Annotated in this window: 21 protein-coding genes; 15 read left to right on the top strand and 6 right to left on the bottom strand. The window is 65.1% G+C overall.

From position 1 onward, the window contains the following. Positions 1-99 precede the first annotated feature (99 nt). From DU475_RS01345 to DU475_RS01335, 3 genes are all read left to right on the top strand, one after another. A complete protein-coding gene (locus DU475_RS01345) occupies positions 100-2,070 on the top strand; it encodes a putative bifunctional diguanylate cyclase/phosphodiesterase (RefSeq protein ID WP_164630261.1) in 1,971 nt (656 codons plus the stop codon). Positions 2,071-2,142: 72 nt separating this feature from the next. Then, complete coding sequence (locus DU475_RS01340; RefSeq protein WP_164630259.1) at positions 2,143-2,562, top strand: secondary thiamine-phosphate synthase enzyme YjbQ; 420 nt, start codon at positions 2,143-2,145, stop codon at positions 2,560-2,562. Between the two features lie 105 nt (positions 2,563-2,667). Next, on the top strand, positions 2,668-3,876 hold the full coding sequence (locus DU475_RS01335; protein ID WP_164630257.1) for an ABC transporter substrate-binding protein: 1,209 nt from the start codon (positions 2,668-2,670) through the stop codon (positions 3,874-3,876). A gap of 134 nt (positions 3,877-4,010) precedes the next feature. Here the strand turns inward: DU475_RS01335 and DU475_RS01330 are convergent, their stop codons facing one another. The 3 genes from DU475_RS01330 to DU475_RS01320 form a co-directional block, all read right to left on the bottom strand. Continuing rightward, positions 4,011-6,071, bottom strand: coding sequence for an ATP-binding protein (locus tag DU475_RS01330; protein ID WP_164630255.1), 2,061 nt, complete (start codon positions 6,069-6,071; stop codon positions 4,011-4,013). Between the two features lie 204 nt (positions 6,072-6,275). Then, positions 6,276-6,953, bottom strand: a complete 678-nt coding sequence (locus DU475_RS01325) for a nitroreductase (RefSeq protein WP_164630253.1) — start codon at positions 6,951-6,953, stop codon at positions 6,276-6,278. 213 nt (positions 6,954-7,166) lie between these two features. Next, the gene (locus DU475_RS01320) at positions 7,167-8,141 is read right to left on the bottom strand and encodes an OmpA family protein (RefSeq protein WP_164630251.1); all 975 of its coding nucleotides are present in this window, start codon (positions 8,139-8,141) and stop codon (positions 7,167-7,169) included. A gap of 452 nt (positions 8,142-8,593) precedes the next feature. Here DU475_RS01320 and DU475_RS01315 point away from each other — a divergent pair, with 452 nt between their 5' ends. Then, a complete protein-coding gene (locus tag DU475_RS01315; RefSeq protein WP_164630250.1) occupies positions 8,594-9,169 on the top strand; it encodes an HXXEE domain-containing protein in 576 nt (191 codons plus the stop codon). Positions 9,170-9,332: 163 nt separating this feature from the next. Here the strand turns inward: DU475_RS01315 and DU475_RS01310 are convergent, their stop codons facing one another. Next, positions 9,333-9,755: a type II toxin-antitoxin system VapC family toxin gene (locus DU475_RS01310; RefSeq protein WP_047308695.1), complete on the bottom strand. Its 423-nt coding sequence runs from the start codon at positions 9,753-9,755 to the stop codon at positions 9,333-9,335. A gap of 12 nt (positions 9,756-9,767) precedes the next feature. Beyond that, on the bottom strand, positions 9,768-10,022 hold the full coding sequence (locus DU475_RS01305; protein ID WP_047308694.1) for a FitA-like ribbon-helix-helix domain-containing protein: 255 nt from the start codon (positions 10,020-10,022) through the stop codon (positions 9,768-9,770). Between the two features lie 501 nt (positions 10,023-10,523). Between DU475_RS01305 and DU475_RS01300 the strand changes: the two genes are divergently transcribed. From DU475_RS01300 to DU475_RS01260, 9 genes are all read left to right on the top strand, one after another. Next, the gene (locus tag DU475_RS01300; RefSeq protein ID WP_164630248.1) at positions 10,524-11,942 is read left to right on the top strand and encodes a hypothetical protein; all 1,419 of its coding nucleotides are present in this window, start codon (positions 10,524-10,526) and stop codon (positions 11,940-11,942) included. Positions 11,943-11,983: 41 nt separating this feature from the next. Continuing rightward, positions 11,984-12,763, top strand: a complete 780-nt coding sequence (locus tag DU475_RS01295; RefSeq protein WP_164630246.1) for a hypothetical protein — start codon at positions 11,984-11,986, stop codon at positions 12,761-12,763. 11 nt (positions 12,764-12,774) lie between these two features. Further along, on the top strand, positions 12,775-13,665 hold the full coding sequence (locus DU475_RS01290) for a DUF3450 domain-containing protein (RefSeq protein ID WP_164630244.1): 891 nt from the start codon (positions 12,775-12,777) through the stop codon (positions 13,663-13,665). 12 nt (positions 13,666-13,677) lie between these two features. Continuing rightward, on the top strand, positions 13,678-14,742 hold the full coding sequence (locus DU475_RS01285) for a hypothetical protein (protein WP_164630243.1): 1,065 nt from the start codon (positions 13,678-13,680) through the stop codon (positions 14,740-14,742). A 407-nt stretch (positions 14,743-15,149) separates the two neighbouring features. Beyond that, a complete protein-coding gene (locus DU475_RS01280; protein ID WP_164630241.1) occupies positions 15,150-16,517 on the top strand; it encodes an RluA family pseudouridine synthase in 1,368 nt (455 codons plus the stop codon). A gap of 202 nt (positions 16,518-16,719) precedes the next feature. After that, positions 16,720-17,049 carry a hypothetical protein gene (locus DU475_RS01275; RefSeq protein WP_246700206.1) on the top strand — a complete coding sequence of 110 codons (330 nt, stop codon included), beginning with the start codon at positions 16,720-16,722 and terminating at the stop codon, positions 17,047-17,049. Between the two features lie 18 nt (positions 17,050-17,067). Beyond that, on the top strand, positions 17,068-17,853 hold the full coding sequence (locus tag DU475_RS01270; protein WP_164630240.1) for an ATP12 family chaperone protein: 786 nt from the start codon (positions 17,068-17,070) through the stop codon (positions 17,851-17,853). Between the two features lie 69 nt (positions 17,854-17,922). Beyond that, positions 17,923-19,704, top strand: a complete 1,782-nt coding sequence (fliK, locus tag DU475_RS01265; RefSeq protein ID WP_164630238.1) for a flagellar hook-length control protein FliK — start codon at positions 17,923-17,925, stop codon at positions 19,702-19,704. Next, positions 19,701-19,976, top strand: coding sequence for an EscU/YscU/HrcU family type III secretion system export apparatus switch protein (locus tag DU475_RS01260; RefSeq protein ID WP_164630236.1), 276 nt, complete (start codon positions 19,701-19,703; stop codon positions 19,974-19,976). The genes fliK and DU475_RS01260 overlap by 4 nt, the downstream gene beginning before the upstream one ends. A 1-nt stretch (position 19,977) precedes the next feature. Here DU475_RS01260 and DU475_RS01255 read toward each other — a convergent pair whose 3' ends face one another. Next, positions 19,978-20,424, bottom strand: a complete 447-nt coding sequence (locus tag DU475_RS01255; protein ID WP_047308687.1) for a DUF4260 domain-containing protein — start codon at positions 20,422-20,424, stop codon at positions 19,978-19,980. 269 nt (positions 20,425-20,693) lie between these two features. Here DU475_RS01255 and DU475_RS01250 point away from each other — a divergent pair, with 269 nt between their 5' ends. Further along, entirely contained in the window at positions 20,694-22,226 is a 1,533-nt protein-coding gene (locus DU475_RS01250; RefSeq protein ID WP_013501952.1) for an acyl-CoA carboxylase subunit beta, read from the top strand. A gap of 197 nt (positions 22,227-22,423) precedes the next feature. After that, on the top strand, positions 22,424-23,281 hold the full coding sequence (locus DU475_RS01245; protein ID WP_164630234.1) for an SDR family oxidoreductase: 858 nt from the start codon (positions 22,424-22,426) through the stop codon (positions 23,279-23,281). Positions 23,282-23,711 lie beyond the last annotated feature (430 nt).

The following is a 23,711-nucleotide window of genomic DNA, read 5'->3' as shown; positions in this document are numbered from 1 at the left end:
TCGTTTTGCCGCTGCATGCAAAGCCGATGTTAAAACGCCGCTGGTTGACTAGCTGCTCCGAACATCAGCGACATTTCCAATCACCGATCGATTTTCTGCATGACCCGCGCCGACAGCAGCTTCAAGGCGATCGCTCTCGCCAAGGCCCAGGCCCGCACGGCGTTGCGCAACGTCCGGCTCACCTTGCTCTCCAACATCGTGATCGCGCTGTCGCTGGCGGCGCTGCTATATCGCGAGAACGGCGAGACCCCGATCCTGTGGTGGCTCGGCGCCGCGACGGTGCTGGCGCTGTTTCGGGCCTGGTGGGTTGCGCGGTTGGCGAGGACGGGGGCAGTGGAGACGGCGCCGTATCAGGTGCTGCGCCAGTTGACGCTGCTGGCCTTCGCCAGCGGTCTGTTGTGGAGCGTCGTGCCTGCGGCGGTCGGGGTGTTCGCCGCCCATCAGGGCATCGACTACATCACCTTCATCATGGTCGGCGCCACCACCGGCGCGATCATCCAGGGCGCCGCCTATGCCCGCGTCGCGCTCGCCTTCGCGGCGCCGGTGATGGCGGCGACGCTGTTCCGGATCATGATGTCCGGTAACAGCTCTGACTACATCATCTTGTTCGACGGGGTGTTCCTCACCTTCATGCTGTTCCGTGCTGCGATCGGCGGCGAGCGGGAGTTCACTGCCAGCCAGATGACCGCGCTGGAGGCGACCGATCTGGCCAATTCGTTGGCGAGCGCTAACAACGAGGTGCTGAGTTCGAACCGCGCGCTGGAGCAGATCGCGCGAGCCGATCCGCTTACCGGGCTCGCCAACCGCAGTCACTTCCGCGACGCCGCGGCGGCCGCGTGTCGCTCGGGGCAGGGCGTCGCCTTCGTGCTGTTCGACGTCGACAACTTCAAGACTATCAACGACACCCGCGGCCACGATGCCGGCGACCGGGTGATCGCCGCGGTGGCCGAACTGCTGCGCTCATCCTGCGGGCCGCACGATCTGCCGGTGCGGCTCGGCGGTGACGAGTTCATCGTGGTGCTGCAGGGCGACGACGTCGCCGCGCGCGCGCTGGCTCTGGCGCGGCGGCTGAGCGGTGCGCTGACCCGGCCGCTGCGGGTCGCAGGGCAGCCGCTGGCGATCAGTTGCTCGATCGGCATCGCGGCGCATTCGGGCGGGCCGATCGACGTCGAGGACGTGTTCTCGCGCGCCGACGCGGCGCTGTACCGCGCCAAGGACGACGGCCGCGCCTGCATCCGGCTGTTCGACGGGCGGATGCAGGAGGAATTCCTGCTGCAACGCTGCATCGACGGCGATCTGCCGGGCGCGCTGGCGCGGGGCGAACTGCATCTCGAATTCCAGCCGCAGGTGGTGCTCGCCACCGGGCAGGTGGTCGGCTTCGAGGCGCTGCTGCGCTGGCGCCATCCGACCGCCGGGCTGATCCCGCCGCCGGACATCATCCATGCCGCGATCCGGCTGCAGCTCTCGGCGCGGCTGCTGTCGTTCATCGGCGACGCGTCGTGCGAGTTCCTGCGTGCGCTCGACCGCAGCGGCGCGCCGCCGCTCACTGTCGCGATCAACGTTTCGCCGCGCGAACTGACGCTGCATTCGCCGTCCAAGATCCTGATCGACCTGACCCAGCGTCACGGCATCGATCCGCGCCGGATCGAGATCGAGATCACCGAAGAGGCACTGTTCGATCCCAAGCAGTGCGCCCGCGAGTTGCAGCGGATCGAGCACTACGGCTTTGGCCTTGCGATCGACGATTTCGGCGTCGGCCATTCGTCGATCTCGAATCTGATGAGCATCGCGCTCGACACCATCAAGATCGACCGCTCGTTCGTGCATGGCGTCAGCGCCAATGTTCAGAACCAGCAATTGATCGCCGCGATCACCGCGGTGGCGCGGCCGCTCGGCCACCGCATCATCGCCGAGGGCGTCGAGAGCCAGGGCGAGGCCGAGACGCTGCGGATGCTCGGCTGTTCCTACGGTCAGGGCTGGCTGTACGGCCGCCCGATGCGCGCCGCCGACGCGGTGGCGTGGCTCGCCGGCCGCGACGACGAGCGTCGCAGCGAACGGCAGCTCGCCTGAGCGCTTTACGCCGCGGCGCGGTCGCCGCATGGTTCGGCCCAACCGATCACACGGACGAAGGAGAGCTGCGCGATGAAGTCGTATCGCAAGGAGCTGTGGTTTCAGACCCCGGGGCGCCGGGCGTTCATCAACATCACCGGCGAGGTCGAGCAGGCGCTGCGCGACAGCGGCGTGCGTGAGGGGTTGGTGCTGGTCAACGCCATGCACATCACCGCGTCGGTGTTCATCAACGACGACGAGAGCGGGTTGCACGCCGACTACGACAAATGGCTGGAGCAGCTCGCGCCGCACGAGCCGGTGTCGTCCTATCGCCACAACCGCACCGGCGAAGACAACGCCGACGCGCATATGAAGCGCCAGGTGATGGGCCGCGAGGTGGTGGTGGCGATCACCGAAGGCCGGCTCGATTTAGGCCCCTGGGAGCAGATCTTCTACGGCGAATTCGACGGCGGCCGCAGGAAGCGTGTGCTGATCAAGATCATCGGCGAGTAAGATGATACAGCGGCTGCGCGCAAGACCCGGTTAGTTCAGCTTCCCATCCTCCCTGAAAAACAAAAGCGATCACCGCATCGCAGCAAAACAACAGGGAGAGAACAGATGAGGAGCCTTCGGCTCTGGCTCGGCGCTGCCTTCGCGGCGGCGCTCGTCACCACGGCGCAGGCGCAGCAGAACGCGCCCGGCGTCACCGCCACCGAGATCAAGATCGGCAACACCATGCCGTATAGCGGCCCGGCCTCGGCGCTGAGCTCGACCGGCAAGGCGATCGCCGCCTATCTCGACCAGATCAACGAGCAGGGCGGCGTGAACGGCCGCAAGATCACGATGATCTCGCTCGACGACGGCTTCTCGCCGCCGAAGACCATGGAGGCGACACGGCGGCTGGTCGAAGGCGACGGCGTCGCGTTCATCGCCGCCACCATGGGCACCGCGCCGAGCTCGGCGATCGCCAAATATCTCAACACCAACAAGGTGCCGCAGATCTTCCTGATCAGCTCGGCGTCGAAGTGGAACGACCCCGCCAACATGCCGTGGTCGATGGCGCTGCCTTGGGCGCCGAACTACATGAGCGAGGCCAAGATCGAAGTCGCCTATGCGCGCGCCAAGAACCCGAACGCGCGGTTCGCGGTGCTGTATCAGAACGACGACGCGGGCAAGGACTTCATGCGCGGCGTCAAGGATGCCCTCGGCCCCGACGCCGACAAGGCGATCGCGCTGGCGTCAAGCTTCGAGGTCTCCGATCCCACCGTCGACTCCCAGGTACTGACGCTCGCCAACACCAAGGCGGACGTGTTCATGATCTACAGCGTGACGCCGCGCGCCTGCGCCCAGGCGCTGCGCAAGGCGCACGAGATCGGCTGGCGGCCGGTCCGCTTCCTCGCCAGCGGCTGCGCCAACAAGGCGACCGTGATGGACCCGGCCGGCGTCGACGCCGGCAAGGGCGTGCTGTCGCTCGGTTCGCTGAAGCCCTACACGCCAGATCCGAAGGACGACAAGGCGATGAGCGCCTATATCGCCTTCATGAAGGCGCGGCTGCCCGGGCTCGATCCGAACAACATCGGCACGCTGTACGGCTACACGGTCGGCGAGGCGCTGGTGGCGTTGCTGAAGCAGTGCGGCAACGATCTGTCCCGCGACAACATCATGCGGCAGGCGGCGAACATGAAGAACGTGCCGCTGTCGCTGCTGCTGCCCGGCATCACCCTGAACACCTCGCCGACCGATTTCCGCCCGATCAAGGACGGCTATCTGCTCGAATTCAACGGCAACGACTGGGTGGTGGTCAGCGAAATGCTGCGCGGCACTTGAGGACCGCGCCGTAGCCGGCTGTAGCTGTAGCCCGCATGAGCGCAGCGATATGCGGGGATCGGACTCGCCACGAGTTCGGTCCCCGGATTTCGCTCCGCTGCATCCGGGCTATTCGGCGTGTTCGAACGACCTTGCTACTTCCCGATCAGCTCGCGAATCCGCGCCGCCAGGGTGTCGACCGCGAACGGTTTGGTCAGTACCGCCATGCCGGGTTCGAGCTGGCCGTTGTTGAGCAGCGCGTTCTCGGCGAAGCCGGTGATGAACAGCACGTTGAGCCCGGGGCGGATCTGGCGGGCGGCGTCGGCGAGCTGGCGGCCGTTCATGCCGCCGGGCAGGCCGACGTCGGTGACCAAGAGGTCGATCCGCGCTTCCGATTGCAGCAGCTTCAGGCCGCCGACGCTGTCGGAAGCTTCCAGCGCGGAGTAGCCGAGGTCTTCGAGTACGTCGGCGACCAGCATCCGCACCGTGGGCTCGTCGTCGACCACCATCACGGTCTCGCCGGTGTGGGCGAACGGGATCGCGGTGGAGTCCGGGAAGCGCTCGTCCTCGGCGGCCTCGCCGCGGTGCCGCGGCAGATAGATGCACACCATCGTGCCCTGGCCGACCTCGGAATAGATCCGCACCTGTCCGCCGGACTGTTGCGCGAAGCCGTAGATCATCGACAGCCCGAGCCCGGTGCCCTGGCCGATCGGCTTGGTGGTGAAGAACGGATCGAACGCCTTGGCGATCACGTCCGGCGTCATGCCGGTGCCGGTGTCGGAGACGCACAGCGAGACGTATTGCCCGGTCGGAATGTCGTACAGCCGCGACTGCGCCCGGTCGATCCAGCGATTGCCGGTCTCGATCGTGATCTTGCCGCCGCTCGGCATCGCGTCGCGGGCGTTGATACACAGATTGAGCAGCGCGCTTTCGAGCTGCGGCACGTCGACCAGCACGCTCCACAGCCCGGCGGCGCCGACGTGCTGCACGTCGATGCCGGGGCCGACGCTGCGCTGGATCAGGTCGATCATGCCGCTGACCAGCCGGTTGACGTTGGCGGCGGTCGGCGTCAGCGTCTGGCGGCGCGCGAAGGCGAGCAGGCGGTGGGTCAGCGACGCGGCGCGCTTCACCGCGCCTTGCGCCGCGACCACATATTTGTCGATCTCGCCGATGCGGCCCTGGCGAATTCGGGTGCTCATCAGCTCGAGGCTGCCGGAGATGCCGGCGAGCAGATTGTTGAAGTCGTGCGCCAGCCCGCCGGTAAGCTGGCCGACGGCTTCCATCTTCTGCGACTGGCGTAGCTGTTCGGCGGAGCGGAGCAGCTCGGCGCGGGCTTCGGCGATGCGCTGTTCCAGCGTCTCGTTCAGCGCGCGCAGCTCGGCGATGGCGCGGTCGCGCTCGGCGGCCAGTGCGCGGCGGTCGTCGATGTCGATCAGCACGCCGGGAAAGCTCAGCGGCGTGCCGTCCGGCCCGTGCTCGACCCGGCCGTTGGCCTCGAGCCAGTAGTACTTGCCGTCGGCGCGGCGCACCCGGTACTGATGCGCGTAAGGCCCGCCGCGCTTGACCGCTTCCTCGATCGCGGCCGCGAGGCCGGCCTGATCGTCGGGATGCACGGTGGCGACCACCTGCGCCAGGCTGAGGCCGTCGCGGCCGAGCGCCGGATCGAGCCCGAATGCCCGCGCGAACGCTTCATCGACGGTGAAGCGATCGGTCGGCAGATCCCACAGCCAGGTGCCGATGATCGCGCCGGCGGCGAGCGCGAGCTGCACCCGCTGCACGTTGTCGCGCGCCAGTTGCTCGCTGTCGCGCATTGCCGCTTCGGCGCGCTTGCGCGCGGTGATGTCGCGGAACAGCACCGCGACCTGGTGCAGCTCTGGCGGCTCGATCCGCGTCGCCGACACTTCGATGATGCGGTTCACCGCGATGAATTCGCGCTCGAAATGGATCGGCCGGCCGGTCACCAGCACGCTGCGATACAGTTCCGCCCAGCCGTCGGCTTCGTCCGGCACGAGATCGCGCAAGGTGCGGCCGATGATATTGGCAATCCCGGTCTGCTTCTCGTAGCCGGCATTGGCTTCGATGTGGCGATAGTCGCTGAGCGGGCCGTGCGGGCCGTCGAAGAATTCGATGATGCAGAAGCCGTCGTCGATCGCTTCGAACAGCGCACGATAGCGTGCCTCGCTCTGGCTCACCGCGGGACTGGAGGGGGACTGCATCGGGATCGACAACCGGCGAGCGTGACACGAACTGTGCGATACAGGACGGGAAGGGCGGCCGCGTTGTTGCGGCCGGCCCGTGCGGTGACCGCTCGGGCGCGGCTGCTTGCATTACTCTCCGAATTGCGAGGGTTTGTCAAAGCTGCTTGACACACGCCGCACCCCGCGGCGCCGGGCCGCGGAGCGATGTCACGTCACATCGTGTCAGCCGTCGAAGCCGACGAACCGCGCGGCGTCGCGCACCGGCTTGCGCTCCGACACCACGGCGTTGGCGGGGAACCCGTCGTCCGGCCAGCCGAGCGCGATCGCCTTCATGATCACCTGATCGTCGGCGATGCCGGCATGTTCGCGCACCACCGGTGATTGCATGATGCCCTGGCTGTTGATCACGGCACCTAAGCCGCGCGACCACGCCGCGTTGACCAGCGCGTTGGTCACCGCGCCGCAATCGAAGGCGGTGTCGTCGCTGTCGCTCAGCACGCGGTCATAGGTGATGATGATGCACACCGGTGCATCGAACTGGCGGAAGCCGCGCAACACCCAGTCCTGCCGTTTGGCCTGATCGTCGCGTGCGATCCCCATCGCCGAGAACAACTGCTTGGCGACCGTGACCTGCCGCTCGCGATGCGGGCCGGCGAACGGCTGCCCGATCCGGAATTCGCGGCTGTGCGGCACGCCGGCGAGGTTGCGCTCGGTGTTGCCGGCGCGGATGCGGTCGAGCGGCGCGCCGGTGAGCACGGTGAAATTCCACGGCTGGCTGTTCATCGAGGAGGGCGCCCGCATCGCCAGTTCGAGGATTTCCTCGATCAATTCCCGCGGCACGGGATCAGGCTTGTAGCCGCGGATCGAGCGGCGGCCGCGGACCACGTCGTCGTATTGCATGCGTCTGGTTTCCCCCAAGAGCTTCTGATTGCCGCGGAGTGTCGCGGTTTCGGATGCCGAGCGCAAGATGGCGCAACAGGCCGTCATTCCGGGGCGCGCGCACAGCGCGCGAACCCGGAATCCCGCGATGAGCTGCGCGGGACTCGCCCGATAAAGAACCGCGGAACCGTAGCCCGCATGAGCGCAGCGATATGCGGGGCGGCGCCTCCCGAACTATTCGGCTTTCACCAATTCGACGCGACGATTTTTCGCGCGGCCGGATTCGCTGGCATTGCTCGCCACCGGCGCCGCCGGCCCGGCGCCGAACGGGCGCAGTCGCGCAGTCGCAACGCCCATGCCGGTCAGCGCTTTCACGACCGCCTCGGCGCGCCGCTTCGACAGGTCGATGTTGTAGTCGAAGCCGCCCTTCCAGTCGGAGTGTCCGGCGACGATCAGCTTCACGGACGGATTGGCGCCGAGATATTTGGCGATCTCGTTCAGCGTCGGCTGTGAGTCCGGCCGGATTGTCGCCTGATCGAAATCGAACAGGATGCCGTAAAGCGCGACGCGGCCGGTGGCGTCGATGTCCTTCTGCATCTTGGCGGCGTCGACGAACACGATCTTGCCTTCATCCATCGGCGATGTCTCGACGACGTCGACCAGCACCTCCGGAGCCTTGTTGAAGTCGCCGACATAGATCGTCGCATAGACATCGCCTTCGGCGCGCGTCAGCTTGGCCGCGGTGAACACCTGCGAGCCCGGATTGGAATGGATGTCGCCCTTGCCGAGCGGGCTTTCGTCCTGGAGCGCGAAATACAGCTCCGAGCCGGACAGGTCCGAACACTCGCCGCCCTTGCATTCGAACAGGATGTCGAAGCCCTTCGCCTTCAGTCCGCTCTGGAAGTTACGCGCAACTTCGAGCGGCGAGCGTCCCGCCGGCCCGTCGTAACGGATCCGGAACGACCGGCCGGCAGCCGGCACGCTGTTGGCGACGTTGAGGCGTTTGCCGGTCGCGCGGCGGTCGGCCGAGGTGATCGGCTTTGTCAGGATGTTCTGCTCGGCATAGTCGCTGGTCTTGTACAGCGTCAGCGCGGCGCCGTCGTAGCGGCCGATCAGCGGATGATCCTTGCCGCCGGGAATGTCCTTGGCGCCGGCCGCGCCGGTGCCGACCGCAATCGTCATGACACACATCAACACCCGCTTCAGCATCAACCAGCTCCGCACCATGAAGGATCGAGGCGCGACACCGGGTCGAAGTCGAAGCGTTCCATCGCACTCACGGCATCCGAACGCGTCGCGCGGGGCCCGAACATCGGCGCACCCAGCGTTCGTCGAGCGGAGGGCGTGTTCGGTTCATCGGCCTCGCGCGGAGCGATCCGCCCAGTCGAACGACTCCGGCATAGCGCGCCTATCCGCTGAACGACTTCCCGACATCATTCCGGGGCGCGCGAATCCGAGGACCGGAGGACCGACCGGATTGTAGCCCGCATGAGCGCAGCGAGATGCGGGGCGGCGGATCATCCTGTGATCCCGGGTATCGCTCCGCTCACCCGGGCTCCGCGTTACGTGCTGATGCCGATCACGCTGCCCGCCTGCCGCCGACACGCACGGTTAAGTAATCCTGTCTAGCCTTGCGCCGTCCCGGCAACCTCGGTACGCACATGATCAGATCGTATCTGGAAGCCCATTGGGTCGCGGCCGCGCTGTTCATGGGCGTAGCGCTGCTCCTGCTGCTGCCGCTCGGCGTGCCCGGCGGCGATCGCGCGCTTCTGCTGATCTATCTGGCTTCGCCGATCTACATGCTGCACCAGGTCGAGGAGCACCTCGGCGACCGCTTCCGCCGGTTCGTCAACGCCCGCGTGTTCGGCGGCGTCGAGGCACTGACGACGGGCGACGTGCTGCTGATCAATCTCCCCGGCGTCTGGGGCATCAATCTGGCGGCGCTGTATGCGGCGTACTTCATCGCTCCAGGCTGGGGCCTCGCCGCGGCCTGGCTGATCCTGGTCAACGGCCTCAGCCATCTCGGCATGGCGGCACATCTGCGCAGCTACAATCCCGGCCTCGCCAGCGCCGTGCTGGTGTTCATCCCGTTCGGCCTGTACGCCGTCCTCACCATCCCGGCCACGACGTTGCAGCTCGTCGTCGCGCTCGCCATCGCAATCGGCATCCATGCCGCCATCGCGCTGCACGCGCTGCAGCGGGCAAGGGCGGCCCGGGGGGCGATCGCGCAGGCGTAAGTCCGCGACGGCCCGCAGGGGGGGGCGCCGAGCGCCTCGTCCGCCATAGCTCGAAGAGCGACGGCGGAAAGCGAAGCCGACGCGAAACGCGGTGTGCAACAGCGCGTGGGCACGGCGCTTGCGCGCCTTTGCCCACCCTACGCTTGCTTACGCTTGATGCGTCTCAGTCATTTGTGGTCCAGGGATCGATCACGGTCAGACCGGCGGCGTCGAACGCACTCGCGTCGCGCGACGCGACAGCGAACCCATGCGCGGTGGCGATCGCGGCGATGTAGCCGTCGGGCGTGGGGAAGCCCTTGCCGGCCGCGCGCGCCTTGACGGCGAGATCGGCATAGCGCTGTGCAGCCGGGGTATCGAACGGCAGGATGCGGGTGGCAAACACGTCCAACACATCGTCGAGCGCAGCGCCCAAGGCGTTCTTACGCTTTCCGGCCGGCAAGACGCTAACGCCGAACAGAAGTTCGGCGACGGTGATGCTGGACAGGAACAACGTCTCGGCGGACTGAGCATTGAGCCATTCGCGCACCCGCGGATGCGGTTCGCGCGTCATCGCTTCGGAGACGACGTTGGTGTCCAGCACGATCATTCGAAGCGCCGGTCACTCAAACTTCATCGGCTCGGCAGGACGCTTGTCTCGGACCTGTTCGATGGCTTCGATATCAGCATTGGTGATGTCGTATTTCTGCCCGATCTCCTGCAAAGCCGTGCCGAGCAGCAAGCGGCCCTCGGGGCGGACCGCGGCCTCCAGAATGGCGCGCATCTCCGCTTCCGCGCTGCGATTGTGCTGCGCCGCGCGGACCTTCAGGGCGCGATGCGCCTCCTCGGAGAGGTTGCGAATGGTGACGGCGACCATGATGGCGTCCTCCGCGGGATAAAACCGGTGCTATCAAACTAGGAAAAATGATAGCATCTTTCAAGGGTTGCCGGCGCTCAAGAGCCGCCAGGACCGCCCGGGCGGAAGCGGGGCAGGCGCGATCACGCCGAATGAAACCGTGGGCGGATCAGCCGAAAGCGTCGTCCGCCTGACGCGACGAGCGAGCGCGGCCCGTAGGGTGGCGCTGAGCGGCTTGTCCGCCATAGCTCGAAGAGCGACTGCGGAAAGCGAAGCCCCACGCGGCGCAGCGGCTCAGCATCGCGGAGCGACCTACACGTGGGCACTGCACTGACGCGCCTTTGCCCACCCTACGCTTGCTGATCCCATGCGCGGGATATCGGCTCGCTGGCGAGCCAACATGCAATCCAACCTGTTGGACAAAGACCGCATCTTGGATCACAAAGGCGCCGCAACCTCCGGTTTTGTGGTAAAGTCTGGCGCACCAAGAATGGAATGCGCGGGTGCTCAAAGGGCAAGCGTATGATTGCCAAAGTGTTTCGTAAGGCCAAGGACGCCATTCGGGGTGACGACGGGCGTGGTCTCGTTCAGGGATATCTTAAGCCGATTGATACCGACGAAATCGCACGAAAGCTCGATCTTGACGCAGTTGCGGCGGAGCGAGGTTCACGAGAACAGCCTGCGAGTGACTCTCAATCTCTGGATGGCGTCGAGCAGCGGATAGTCCAGACACTGGAGGGCGAGTGGAGTTGGCACGGCGCGGATCTAATCAACAATCTGCGGGCCTATGGCTCACGGCTAATTGCCGTGTCGGTTCAGACGGAGCTCGCAAAACTCGATCTGCTTGCTCAGAACACGTTGACCAAGCTTCGTGATGCCAATCATCGTGCAGAAGCCGAACTCGGGCCACTCAGGGAAACTTTTATCGCCTACCGCGACGAGCTTCGCGATTTCAGAGAAAGACACAAACTCAAACGGCTTGCACGCAACCCGGGACATCGTTGGACGACCTTTGGTCTTCTCTTTCTGCTGATCGCGGTCGAATCTGTCCTAAACGGTGTATTCTTCGCAAAAGGGGCTGCCCTTGGCTTGGTCGGGGGCATAGTCACTGCAATTGGCATTTCATTCGTCAATGTCGCGTTAGGATTTATTCTCGGTCTGTTCCCAGTTCGTTGGTTGAATCACAGAAATCTCTTGGTCAAGTTCTGCGGATTCGTTGTCACCATAATTGGTGTGGCTTCTCTTATCGTTTTTCACGGATTTGCAGCCCACTATCGCGACGCGACCGCCGCTGTCGGGGAAGCGATGGCATTTGGAACGGCGCGGCAAACGCTTCAATCCTCGCCGATGGCGCTCGCAGATCTGAACTCATTCTATCTTTTCGGTATTGGACTGCTTTGGGCGTTCCTTGCAGTGTGGAAGGGGGCGACATTTGACGATCCGTATCCGCGATACGGTGCGTATTACCGTCGGGCGTTGCACGCACGCGAAGAATATAGTGATGAACACGCGATGCTATTCGACGATCTGGCAGAGATCAAAGAGCAGACGGTCGAGGCGATCAACGCTGGCATTCGGCAAATCCCCCTGTTTCCGCAGCAAGCCGCGCAGATTCGAACGCAGCGTGATGCGCATCTGAAGGCCTTCCAGGCTTATGAGACGACGGTCGAAACCTCCGTCAATCAACTGCTTGCCCGCTATCGCGATGCAAACACGCATCACAGGAACACGCCTAGGCCACGCTATTTCGATGTTCCGTGGAAGCTGCCGTACAGTTTTCTCTCGGATGCGACTGTGCTCAAGGAAATAGCCGAGCCGTCCTCGCCACCGCTCGATGCCAATGCTGCCCTCGATGAACTGAGAAAGCTGTCTACTGCGGTGCTCGAAGAATACGAACTGCTTATGACGAACTATCCCCATCCCACAAAGATGTCTGACTAATGGCGCGGCGTCGACGACGATCGAAAGGGCGTTCGGATCTATTGACCGGAATTGTCCTGGCGGTGCTCGGCATCTCCGTTATCGGAGCTCTTGGTGTAACCTACTGGCTGGTCAAGAGCTCTCATCCCGTCCTTGATGCTGAAACGAATTGTCCTAAGTCTGGTCCCACAGCAATCCACATGATCTTGATCGATCGCAGTGATCCGATTTCGGAGCAGCAGGGGCAACGGATACGGCAATCCATTGATAAGCTGAAGAACGACGCCCCGTTCGGGCTTCGGTTCGACATCTACACCTTTCAGGGAGATGCGGCTCATAGCCTTGAGCCAAAATTGCGCATCTGCGCGCTCGGCAAACCCGATGAGGCGAACCCCTGGATTGAGAATCCAGAATTCGTCCGAAATCAATATGAGAAGAAGTTCGTCGCGATTCTTGATCAAACGATATCTGAGCTACTGCGAGCCTCGAGCGAGCCGAACTCGCCGATCATTGAGAGTTTGCGTGGCGCTGCTATCAGCTCGTTTGGCCCCATCGAGGCTGGGAAGATTCCCCTCCGCGTTACCATGATTTCTGACATGGTACAGAATACTCGACTGTCCAACCAGTTTCAGTCGGAGGCTGATTTTCGGAAGCTCTCTCAGTCGGCTGCGTGGGCTGCGTTACAGCCGCGGCTCAAGGGGGCCGATGTCGACATTCTGTATTTGCTTCGGCTGTCTGCGGCCCGTAACGGAAAACCCGTTCAGAACCGTGGGCACCAGTTGTTCTGGGAACAATTAATTGAATCTTCCGGTGGGCGGTTGTTGGTTGTCGACCCGCTCTGAAGGGCTTCCAAATGACCGAAACTGCAGGGAATACGGCGGAGTTCGAGGGCGATTCGAATGCCGAAACGAGGTTGGAGCGGGCTCAGCGAACTCTGCCGCGTCGGCGTTTCTTCAACGACATGCCTGACAAGGGGCTTTTTGCGGTCGTAGCAGTTGCCGGATTTGGCGTAATACTCTCTCTGAAGATGTGGGGCATTGCCACAGATTATGTGGCGGTTGGTGCGGTGGGCCTCATGCTCTTGTATGGGTTTGTGGCGCTTCAGTTTCCCAAGGTTAGGATGCGCCCTGATCGGTTAGGCGACAATTTCTACTACCTCGGGTTTATCTTCACACTGGCCAGTCTCTCAGCCGCGCTGCTCCAGCTACGAGGAGGCACGTCGGTCGATGATGTCGTGGGCGCATTCGGTATCGCGCTCTTCACCACGATCGTAGGAGTCGCAGGTCGTGTTCTGTTCGTGCAGATGAGAGGCGACATTGATGAAGTGGAGGACGAGGTTCGTCAGGACCTCCTTCATACGTCGGCGGACTTGCGCGCCCAGCTCAACATGATGTTGGCCGAGTTCGAGACCTTTCATGTCGGCGTGCAGCAGGCGACGAGGAGCGCTGCCGCGCAATCGGCGACGGTGGTTCAGGACGCGATTTCGAACATCAGCCGTGTTGCAAGTGCTGCTGCGGAGAGAATTGATGTGGCGTTTGAACAGGAAGCGGGCAGCTTTCAATCGTTCGAAGACGTCGCTCGCCGGATTGAGAATGGTATCAAGATGCATGCGTCGGATATGAACGACAGGATGGATAGCCTTGCCGATAACCTCGAGAAGATGGTTGGGCAACTCGAGAGGGCGATTGATTTGGTGGCGCGGGTCAGGCCGAGGCGGCGCTTCTGGCCGTTCGGACAAAAGTAGTGAGGATGGCAAATGGCCTCAAGAATTGCTGACGAGCGCGAGCAGCGTCGAGGTCTCATTCTAGGTCTGTCTTTAGCTGAAGTGCTTCTCCTCCTTCTATTCTTGTTGCTGCTTCTCCTCGCGTACAAGGTTCAACAGTCTCAAGAAAGGGCTAAAGGGGCAGAACAGCGCGAAGCGAAGCTTTCGGCGACGCTTGCTGAATTGAAGCCACTGCAGCAGGCTCTCGTGCTCGGGGGCGCTCCCGATGTTGCGAGTGTTCAGTTGCTGATCACTCGGCTCCAGAGTGTGCAAAAATTGGAGCGGGAGCTAGCCGCTGCGCGTGACGAGAATGCCGAGTTGGAGAAGCAATCTGGCCTGATTAAGTCTCTTGGGTTGTTGGCGGACGAGAAACGCCTCAGTTTTGAAAATACAATGAAGCGCGCTGCGGAGATCGAGCCGAACGATCCTCCTGCCGTCTTGAAGCGAGCGATGGACGTCCTTGATCGGCTTGGGGCGTCTACTGTGCCGGAGCAGGTCAGGCCGCTGTCGCAGATGGTTACGGGCGCAGAGGCAGATAAGAAGATTGCGGAGCTTGAGGCGAACAATGATCGTCTCACTCGCGAGCGAAACAACCTTATGCGCGTGGGTAATGGATTGACCTATCCTTCCTGCTGGACCACCTCGGCCGGCCAGACGGAGTACATCTTCGATGTGACGCTCACGGACGGTGGTCTGCGTGTCAAGGATGCAACCCCGGCCCGAGCAAACGACGCCGCATGGGCTATGGTCGCCTCGTTCCAGCGGGCTGCAGAAATCAACGAGAATACTTTCATTTCCTCGACGAAGGGGTTGTTCGAGTGGAGCAAGCAGCAATCGTGCCGATTCTATACGATCATCCGCGATGCCACCGGTCCTACCAACAAGGTTCGTTACAAGAAGCTTCGGCGAATGGTGGAGGGTAATTTCTATCCGTTCATTGCGGAGCCTATCCAATTGCCTGTTCAAGACGTGTCAGCTCCGCCGCCGCCAACTCCGGCTATCAGTTCCGCTCCGGTGCAGCTATTTCCATGGCTAAGCAACCCGTCAGAGTCTCGTTAATGCAAGCGTGGAGAGCTGTGAGATTGTTTGTGGAGGTTGAAAGGCGCCGTCCGCGGCTACTACGAGCGGCTACCCTGTTCGTGGCTGGACACGCATAGGGGACGGGGAGATCTCGAAAGCTCCCTGTGTTTCCGGACGAACGGTCCCGAGCCAGAAGTCGCCGCCGTGGAGCGACGGAGGGCGTTTCCGGCAGACGCCCGGCGCTCCGGCGCTCGGCTGCCCCTCACTTTGGGATGGCCTGCCGCACAACTCGGGCGCCCGACGCCGCGAGACCGCGGCCGGCTGCCCCCCGCAATTCCCGTGACCGCCTGGCGGTTTTGCGCTAGGCACGGCCGCATCTGTTTTGACGCGTTGTTGCTGTGCGGCCCTTGGCCGCCGCGCGACGACGCCATGCTCCCGGAGCGCCCATGAGCCGCCGCGTCAAGAAACCTCTCGCCAAGCGTGGCCCCGACGGCACGCGCGGTAAGCCGGCGCGCGCCGGGCTGGGCGCCAAGACCGGGAAGCCGGGTGCCGGCAAAGCTCTCGCGGGCAAGCCTGGCGCCGGCAAGCCCGGTGGCGCCAAGCTGTCGCGCGATGCCAAGCCGTTGCGCGCCGGCGCGCCGTCGAAGACTTCGCGCGGCGAGGGAGCGTCGCGACCGCCGCGGTCGGGCGACAAGCCAATTCTGTTCGGCGCGGGGCCGGCGCGATCGTCACGGCCGGTGGGCGAGGGCAGGCCGCGCCCGGCGCAGCCGGCGCCGGTCGAGACCCGTGAGCGGCCCGAGGCCAAGCCCGACGCGCCGCTGCCGACCAAGGTCGAGACCGTCACCGTAACCGCGGACGAGAACGGCATGCGGGTCGATCGCTTCCTCGAAGCGCGGTTTCCCGGCCTGTCGTTCAGCCACATCCAGCGCATCGTCCGCAAAGGCGAGCTGCGGGTGAACGGCAAGCGTGCCGATTCCAAGGACCGGCTGGAAGAGGGCCAGAACGTGCGGATTCCGCCGCTCAAGCTGGATACGCCGAAGCCGCCCGGGCATCTGTCCGAGGCCGAGCAGAAGACGCTTGCCGCGCTGAAGGCGATGACGCTGTTCGAAGACGCCGACGTCCTGGTGCTGAACAAGCCGGCCGGGCTCGCGGTGCAGGGCGGCTCCGGCACCACGCGGCACATCGACCAGATGCTGGAAGTGCTGCGCGACAGTAAGGGCCAGAAGCCGCGGCTGGTGCACCGGATCGACAAGGAGACTGCCGGTTGTCTGCTGGTCGCCAAGACCCGGTTCGCCGCGACCGCGCTGACCGGCTCGTTCCGCCACCGCTCGGCGCGGAAAATCTATTGGGCGCTGGTCGCCGGAGTGCCGAAGCCGAAGCAGGGGCGGATCTCGACCTATCTGGCCAAGGACGAGAGCGAAGAGGATTCGATCATGCGCGTCGCCAAGCATGGTGACGACGGCGCCAGCCACGCGGTGACCTACTACGCGGTGGTCGAGACCTCGGGGCAGAAGCTGGCCTGGGTGTCGCTGAAGCCGGTGACCGGGCGCACCCATCAGCTCCGCGCCCACATGGCGCATATCGGCCACGCCATCGTCGGCGATCCGAAGTACTTCAACATCGAGAACTGGCAGCTCCCCGGCGGCCTGCAGAACCGGCTGCATCTGCTCGCGCGCCGCATCGTGATCCCGCATCCGCGCGGCGGTGTGATCGACGTCTCGGCGCCGCTGCCGCCGCATATGCTGCAGAGCTGGAACCTGCTCGGCCTGGAGCACGACCGGTTCGATCCGATTGAACATGCGCCGGAAGAATGAGGGCCTGCGCCGGCTTGCGGCGGCGTGCGGCGATGCCGACATGGCCAAGATGGCAACGCTTCCTCTCCACTCACTCTCCCGTCATGCCCGGGCTTGTCCCGGGTATCCACGTCTTGCAGCGTGTCTGCCGAAGAAGGCGTGGATGGCCGGGACAAGCCCGGTTATGACGAACCGGGGTCTGAAGCCTCTGGTACTCGGGTTGATGGCCAGTGCGTTGCTGATCGCAGCGCTCGCTGCCCCCGCAGCCGCGCAGGTGGTGCTGCCGGGCGCCGCGCCCTCGGCGATTCCGCCGCCGGCCCCGCCGCCATCGGCGCCGCCGCCGGTGATCACCGTGCCGAAGGTGCCGCAACTCGCCGCTCCGCCGCCGCTCACCCACGAGCGGATCCAGCCGGCGCCGGATCTTCCGAAGGCGCAGTTGCAGCAGCGCGGCCATTTCGGCGACCGGATTTCGCGATGCCTCGACGAAGGCGCCGCGATGGGGCTCAACGCCAGCGAGCGCGCCGCCTATTCGCGCGCCTGTGCCAATCAGTGATTCAGTCGAGAAACCAGGATGCGTGATCTGTTCGACGAGGTGGCCGGCAAGTCGCCGCTCGATCCCAACGAAGCGGTGCGTCGCACCAGCCGGGCGCAACTGCCGAAGCGGTTCTACACGCAGGCGAGCGTCGCCGAGGACGGCGGCGGCTTCGCGGTGCGGCTCGACGATCGTCCGGTCAAGACGCCGTCGCGCAACGCGCTCGCCGCGCCGGACGCCGCGCTCGCCGAAGCGATCGCCGCCGAATGGCAGGCGCAAAGCGAGACCATCGATCCGTCGACGATGCCGCTGACCCGGCTCGCCAACAGCGTGATCGATGGCGTCGCCGGCCGGATCGAGGCGGTGACCGACGACATCGCCAAGTACTTCGGTTCGGATCTGCTGTGCTATCGCGCCGCGCACCCGGAGGAACTGATCGCGCGCGAAGCTGAGCATTGGGATCCGGTGCTGTATTGGGCGGCGGAGGCGTTCGGCGCGCATTTCATCCTGGCGCAGGGCATCGTCCACGCCGCGCAGCCGGAGACCGCGCGTGCCGCGGCGCGCGCGGCGCTGCCGGCCGATCCCTGGCTGCTCGGCGCGCTGCACGTCGTCACCACCATCACCGGCTCGGCGCTGCTGGCGCTGGCGCTGGCGCACGGCCGGCTCGATGCCGATCAGGTGTGGGCGGCAGCGCATGTCGACGAGGACTGGAACATCGAGCAATGGGGCCTCGACGAGGAGGCCGCCGCGCGCCGCGCCGCCAAGCAGGCGGAGTTCGCCGCCGCCGCCCAGGTGATCGCGGCGCTGGGTTCCCGGAGAAGTTAACGACGGGTTTACGACCCTCGCTTAGTCTGATCGGATCGCGCTTTCAGCAGCCGCCCGCAAAGGACAGCGATGGCGATTTCGGTCAATCCGAACCTTTCCCTCGTCGCGCTGCAAGGCGTGACCGCGGACGTGCTGCTGCAGCCCGGGGCGGTGCTGCAGGCCAAGGTGCTGTCGGTCGGCGATAACAACCAGGTTCGGATCGCGATCGGCGGCCAGACCGTGGAAGCCACCACCCAGGTTCCGCTGCAGGCCGGGCAGACGTTGCAGGTGACGGTGTCGCAGACCGACGACGGCATTCGTCTGGCGATCGTCAATCAGCCGGTCACCACCACCACCGCGCAAGCCGCGCTGGCGGCGTCCGGCCCGGCGGTCGACCGCGTCACGCTCGGGCCGCAGGCGATCGTGGTCACTTCTGCGCAGGCGGCGCCGAGCATCGTGCCGGCCGCAACTCCGGCGCTGACGCCGCAGCAGGCCGCCGCGGTGGCGACCGCAGCCCAGACCGCGGTGACGCAGCAGACCGGGCTGTCGGCGCTGTTCGCCGATCTCGGCGCGGCCGCGAAGTCCGGCGGGATGCCGGCGGCGGTGCGCGAGGCCGCGGCGCAGGTGCTGGCGCAGCAATTGCCGACCGCAGGCGGCCTGACCGGCGCCGATATCCAGAAGGCATTTCAGAGTTCCGGGATTTTCCTCGAAGCGTCGCTGGCGAGCAGGACAGCCGGCACCGGCGCGGCCACCGATCTGAAGGCGGCGCTGCTGGTGCTGCGCCAGGTGCTCACTACCGCGCTCGGGGCTGCGACCGCGCAGGCCGGCGGCACCACGGCGACACCGGTGCTGCAGAACGGGCAGGGCACCTCGCTGCTGGCGCTCACCGCCCAGATGAAAGCCGAAGCCGACCTGCTCGGGCTCAGCGGGCGGACGGCGGCGACCGCCGCGACGCCCGCGCTGCCGCTGACCGCGTCGCCGACGCTGGCCTCGCTGGCGGGCTCGACCGCCGCGGGCGCAGCCGCGTCCACCGCCGAGCAGTCGCTGGTGAAGAACGTCATCGCCCAGCTCACCGGCACCGCGACCGCGGCGACCGCGTCCGCCGCGCAGGCCGAGACCGCCGCCGGCAGCGCGGCGACGCTGAGCGCGTTGCAGCGAGCGCTGCAGGCCGATCCGCAGACCGCCGCGGTGCTCGCCAAGGCCGGGCTCAGCAATCCGGTGCTGCTGTCGCTGCTGCCGGCGCTGACCGGCAACCGGGTCGTCAAGGACGACAGCGGTATCGCCCGCACCAACACCCCGCCGCCGCCGTTTCCCGGCGCGCTGCCGGCCGCCCAGCCGGTGATGCCGGCCAATCTCGATCCGCGCGCCGCGCCGGATGCCAATTTGCGCCGGATTCTGACCGAGACCGAGGGCGCGCTGGCGCGGCAGACGCTGCTGCAGGTCGCCTCGCTACCGGACCGGGTCGACGCCGCCGCGGCCCGGGTCGAGCCCGCTCCGCCGCGCTGGAGCTTCGAGATTCCGCTCGCCACCCCGCACGGGACCGCGGTGGCCCAGTTCGCGATTTCGCGTGACAGCGACGAGGCGGCCCAGCCCGGCGACACCGGTGGTACGGTGTGGCAGGCGCGGTTTTCGCTCGATGTCGAGCCCGCCGGGCCGGTGCACGCCCTGATCTCGCTGCGCGGGGAGAAGACCATGGTGCGACTGTGGGCGGAGCGTCCCGCCACCACCGCCCAATTGCGCGCCGGCGCCGCCGACCTGGGCCGCGCGCTCGCCCGCGCCGATCTGGTGCCCGGCGACATCGTGGTGCGCGACGGCGCGCCGCCCGCACCACGCCCGGCCGCAGCCGGTCATTTCCTGGACCGCGCGCTGTGACCACAACAGACACCAAGAATCCGCTCGCGATCGCGCTGCACTACGATTATGCCGGCGCCCCCCGGGTGGTCGCCAAGGGCAAAGGCGTGCTCGGCGCCAAGATCATCGAAGTCGCCAAACAGCACGACATTCCAGTCGAAGAGAACGAAATGCTCGCCGGCGCACTGTCACACGTCGAGCTCGGCGATGAAATCCCCGAGGAGCTGTACAAGGCGGTGGCCGAGGTCCTGGCCTTCGTGCTGCGGCTGTCGGGGCGCGGCCCGGTTCGCTGACTCAGGGCTGGCCGGCCGGCGCCCTGCCGATCCGGCCGAGATGGGTGAAGCGGAAGCCGGCGTTGTATTTCAGGCCGAAGCCGAGCGCGCGGTCGAATCCGATATGCGCCAGCCAGATCATCGCGACGGTGCCGGCATAGGGGGCCAGCAGCACGATCCCTGCGATCGCCAGCAGCAGCGGCCCGATGGTGGAATGCAGCGCGTTGTAGACCGCCGCGCCAACCTTCGGGCCGGCCAGATAGCCGAGAAAGCCCAAGTCTGGCGCGAAGAACAGCAGCGCATACAGCTCCCACGGCGCGTCCGAGATCACATAGAACAACGTGCACCCAACGAACAGAGCCAGCCCCTCGGCCCGCAGTACAGTCAGGACGCCGCCATTGGCCACCGTCGGATCGGCAATGGTCGGATGGGCCATGGTCGGATCGGCGGTGGGCGGGGCGGTGGTCATCGGGCGGCTCCGTGTGGCGGCCCCGCGATATAGGAGGGTTCGGCGCACCGCGCCATCGCGGTTTCGCATCCGGCCGTTGCGGATTTGGCGGCGGTGCGGGGCTGCCGGCGCGCCGATCGGTCCAAAGCCCGCCGAAAGCGCTAGGCCGGAGCGGTCCTAGGCGGTTTCCCCGCGCGAAACGCCCGTGCTAGAAGGCCTTGATTGTTGCGGTGAAACAAGGGCAAAAGCTCCGCACGCCCAACCAAGAAAAGAAATTCGGCTTATTGATCATGAAGCACATCCTGGAAGCATTGGACGAACGGCGCACGGCAGCCAAGCTCGGCGGCGGCGAGAAGCGCATCGACGCGCAGCACGCCCGCGGCCGGCTCACCGCACGTGAACGGATCGACCTGCTGCTCGACAAGCATTCGTTCGAGGAGATGGACATGTTCGTCCAGCACCGCTCGACCGAATTCGGGATGGAGAAGACCAAGATCCCCGGCGACGGCGTCGTCACCGGCTGGGGCACGGTCAACGGCCGCAAGGTGTTCGTGTTCGCCAAGGACTTCACCGTGTTCGGCGGCTCGCTGTCCGAGACCCACGCGGCGAAGATCACCAAGATCCAGGACATGGCGCTGAAGGCGCGGGCCCCGATCATCGGCCTGTACGATGCCGGCGGCGCCCGCATCCAGGAGGGCGTCGCGGCGCTCGCCGGTTACTCCTACGTGTTCCGCCGCGTGGTGCAGGCCTCCGGCGTGATCCCGCAGATCAGCGTCATCATGGGCCCGTGCGCCGGCGGCGACGTCTATGCGCCGGCGATGACCGACTTCATCTTCATGGTGAAGAACACCAGCTACATGTTCGTCACCGGCCCCGACGTCGTGAAGACGGTGACGAACGAAGTCGTCACCCCGGAAGAACTCGGCGGCGCCTCGGTGCACGCCACCAAGTCGTCGATCGCCGACGGCGCGTTCGAGAACGACGTCGAGACCCTGCTGCAGATGCGCCGGCTGCTCGACTTCCTGCCGGCGAGCTCGTCCGAAGGCGTACCGGAATGGCCGAGCTTCGACGATATCGAGCGTGAGGACTTCTCGCTCGATACGCTGATCCCCGACAATCCTAACAAGCCCTACGACATGAAGGAGCTGATCCTCAAAGTCGTGGACGAGGGCGACTTCTTCGAGCTGCAGGACACCTTCGCCAAGAACATCATCACCGGTTTCGGCCGCATCGCCGGTCGCACGGTGGGCTTCGTCGCCAACCAGCCGATGGTGCTCGCCGGCGTGCTCGACTCTGACGCGTCGCGAAAAGCGGCGCGGTTCGTGCGGTTCTGCGACAGCTTCAACATTCCGATCGTCACCTTCGTCGACGTGCCGGGCTTCCTGCCGGGCACCGCGCAGGAATACGGCGGCCTGATCAAGCACGGCGCCAAGCTGCTGTTTGCGTTCTCGCAGTGCACCGTGCCGCTGGTCACCGTGATCACCCGCAAGGCCTATGGCGGCGCCTTCGACGTGATGGCGTCGAAGGAAATCGGCGCCGACATCAACTACGCCTGGCCGAGCGCGCAGATCGCCGTGATGGGCGCCAAGGGCGCAGTCGAGATCATCTTCCGCCAGGACATGAACGACCCGGACAAGATCGCGGCGCGCACCAAGGAATACGAGGACCGCTTCCTGTCGCCGTTCATCGCAGCCGAGCGCGGCTATATCGACGACGTGATCATGCCCCACGCCACCCGCCGCCGCATCGCCCGCGCGCTGGCGATGCTGCGCGACAAGAAGATGGAAATCCCGGCGAAGAAGCACGACAACATGCCGCTGTAACGGCATCGACTCATTTGGTCGAAAAGGGCGGTGATCGCGACACGATCACCGCCCTTTGTGTTTTTGAGCTGACGCGAAGCTCCTGGCCTGGCCTATTTTGATGGCCCAACCAGGACGCGGACTCATAAGGACGCAGCCATCGGCCCGGATGTTTGGTATCCTGCGCATCGTCATTCCCAGATGAAAATGATGTCCGGATGAGAATTCTGATTTTCGGCTTGGGCTATTCGGCCAGCTATATCGCGCAGCATTTGCAGGGCGCCGGGATCGAGGTCGCTGCAACCGTCAGAACAACCGCAAAGGCCGAAGAGTTGGGCCGGCGCGGGATCACGGCACGGGTGTTTTCATCCTCTCATGTCGACCCATTGATCGCTGATGATATCAAGTCGAGCGACGCCATTCTGTCGTCGGTGCCTCCGAATGAATCCGGCGATCCGGTTCTGGCGTCCTTCACTGGCGCGATCACCAGTGATTCCAGGCCGCGGTGGATCGGCTATCTTTCGACGATCGGCGTGTACGGTGATCACCTCGGCAATTGGGTCGACGAAACAACGCCTGCGACCTCCGAAAAACCCCGCTCGCAGCTCCGGATCGCTGCCGAGCAGCGCTGGCTGGCATTGGGAGCGCAAGTTTTTCGTCTGTCAGGGATCTACGGCCCGGGCCGAAACCAACTGGAGAAGCTCGCAGCCGGAACGGCGACGCGTATCATCAAGCCCGGCCAGGTCTTCAATCGAATTCACGTTGCCGATATCGCCGCGGTGGTCGCTGCGTCACTTTCGCGACCGCGCCCCGGTGCCATCTACAATGTGACCGACAATGAGCCGGCACCGCCGCAGCAGGTCGTCGAATTCGCCGCTGAACTATGCGGACTGACACCGCCTCCTGAAATTGCTTACGAGCACGCCGAGCTGTCTCCAATGGCGCGCAGCTTCTATCTGGAGAATTGCCGGGTCCGGAACGACCTGATCCGCACAGAATTGGGGGTTACATTAGCCTATCCATCCTATCGTGAAGGACTCTCGGCCTTGCGAGCGCTCGGCGAGGGGCCAGCTTAGCGGTGCGGAGAGCTATGATGCCGCGACGGTATCTAGGTCGATCGTTTGATCGTTAGTTGTAGCGATCCGCGTGCACGCGCGGCTGGCGGTCGGCTGCAAATCAGGACATATTGATCGCAGGTTGCGTTGATCGCAGGTTGCGCGTTGTCGCCAGGATTGCGGCGATCGGCACGCGGCCAGAGCCGGTCTTTGTTTGATGGAAATGGGACTACGCACCCTTTTCCGAATGCTGGCGGGCCAGGGCCTCGTGGTGAGGACGCGCGCAGCGCGGTCTCGGACCATGCGCCGCGGGGCCATGCGTAGCCTCATCCGTCGAGACGCCCGGCTGTGCCGGGCTCTCAGGATGAGGACTCAGCACCGTTGGGAAGGGCCAAGTCAGCTTCAATTGGTGAATTGCTCTCGTATTCCTTAGATTGATACCAAGCCTGGG

The organism is Rhodopseudomonas sp. WA056 (assembly GCF_010906995.1).
GTDB classification, from domain to species: Bacteria; Pseudomonadota; Alphaproteobacteria; order Rhizobiales; family Xanthobacteraceae; genus Rhodopseudomonas; species Rhodopseudomonas palustris_G.
Note: the sequence above shows the minus strand (reverse complement) of the source record. Positions and strands in the feature narration are given on the sequence as shown.

Bases quoted from the DNA above. Each gene is read 5' to 3' on its own strand.
- DU475_RS01345 (WP_164630261.1), top strand. From the start codon at position 100: ATGACCCGCGCCGACAGCAGCTTCAAGGCGATCGCTCTCGCCAAGGCC.
- DU475_RS01340 (WP_164630259.1), top strand. From the start codon at position 2,143: ATGAAGTCGTATCGCAAGGAGCTGTGGTTTCAGACCCCGGGGCGCCGG.
- DU475_RS01335 (WP_164630257.1), top strand. From the start codon at position 2,668: ATGAGGAGCCTTCGGCTCTGGCTCGGCGCTGCCTTCGCGGCGGCGCTC.
- DU475_RS01330 (WP_164630255.1), bottom strand. From the start codon at position 6,071: ATGCAGTCCCCCTCCAGTCCCGCGGTGAGCCAGAGCGAGGCACGCTAT.
- DU475_RS01325 (WP_164630253.1), bottom strand. From the start codon at position 6,953: ATGCAATACGACGACGTGGTCCGCGGCCGCCGCTCGATCCGCGGCTAC.
- DU475_RS01320 (WP_164630251.1), bottom strand. From the start codon at position 8,141: ATGCTGAAGCGGGTGTTGATGTGTGTCATGACGATTGCGGTCGGCACC.
- DU475_RS01315 (WP_164630250.1), top strand. From the start codon at position 8,594: ATGATCAGATCGTATCTGGAAGCCCATTGGGTCGCGGCCGCGCTGTTC.
- DU475_RS01310 (WP_047308695.1), bottom strand. From the start codon at position 9,755: ATGATCGTGCTGGACACCAACGTCGTCTCCGAAGCGATGACGCGCGAA.
- DU475_RS01305 (WP_047308694.1), bottom strand. From the start codon at position 10,022: ATGGTCGCCGTCACCATTCGCAACCTCTCCGAGGAGGCGCATCGCGCC.
- DU475_RS01300 (WP_164630248.1), top strand. From the start codon at position 10,524: ATGATTGCCAAAGTGTTTCGTAAGGCCAAGGACGCCATTCGGGGTGAC.
- DU475_RS01290 (WP_164630244.1), top strand. From the start codon at position 12,775: ATGACCGAAACTGCAGGGAATACGGCGGAGTTCGAGGGCGATTCGAAT.
- DU475_RS01285 (WP_164630243.1), top strand. From the start codon at position 13,678: ATGGCCTCAAGAATTGCTGACGAGCGCGAGCAGCGTCGAGGTCTCATT.
- DU475_RS01280 (WP_164630241.1), top strand. From the start codon at position 15,150: ATGAGCCGCCGCGTCAAGAAACCTCTCGCCAAGCGTGGCCCCGACGGC.
- DU475_RS01275 (WP_246700206.1), top strand. From the start codon at position 16,720: ATGGCCAGTGCGTTGCTGATCGCAGCGCTCGCTGCCCCCGCAGCCGCG.
- DU475_RS01270 (WP_164630240.1), top strand. From the start codon at position 17,068: ATGCGTGATCTGTTCGACGAGGTGGCCGGCAAGTCGCCGCTCGATCCC.
- fliK (WP_164630238.1), top strand. From the start codon at position 17,923: ATGGCGATTTCGGTCAATCCGAACCTTTCCCTCGTCGCGCTGCAAGGC.
- DU475_RS01255 (WP_047308687.1), bottom strand. From the start codon at position 20,424: ATGACCACCGCCCCGCCCACCGCCGATCCGACCATGGCCCATCCGACC.
- DU475_RS01250 (WP_013501952.1), top strand. From the start codon at position 20,694: ATGAAGCACATCCTGGAAGCATTGGACGAACGGCGCACGGCAGCCAAG.
- DU475_RS01245 (WP_164630234.1), top strand. From the start codon at position 22,424: ATGAGAATTCTGATTTTCGGCTTGGGCTATTCGGCCAGCTATATCGCG.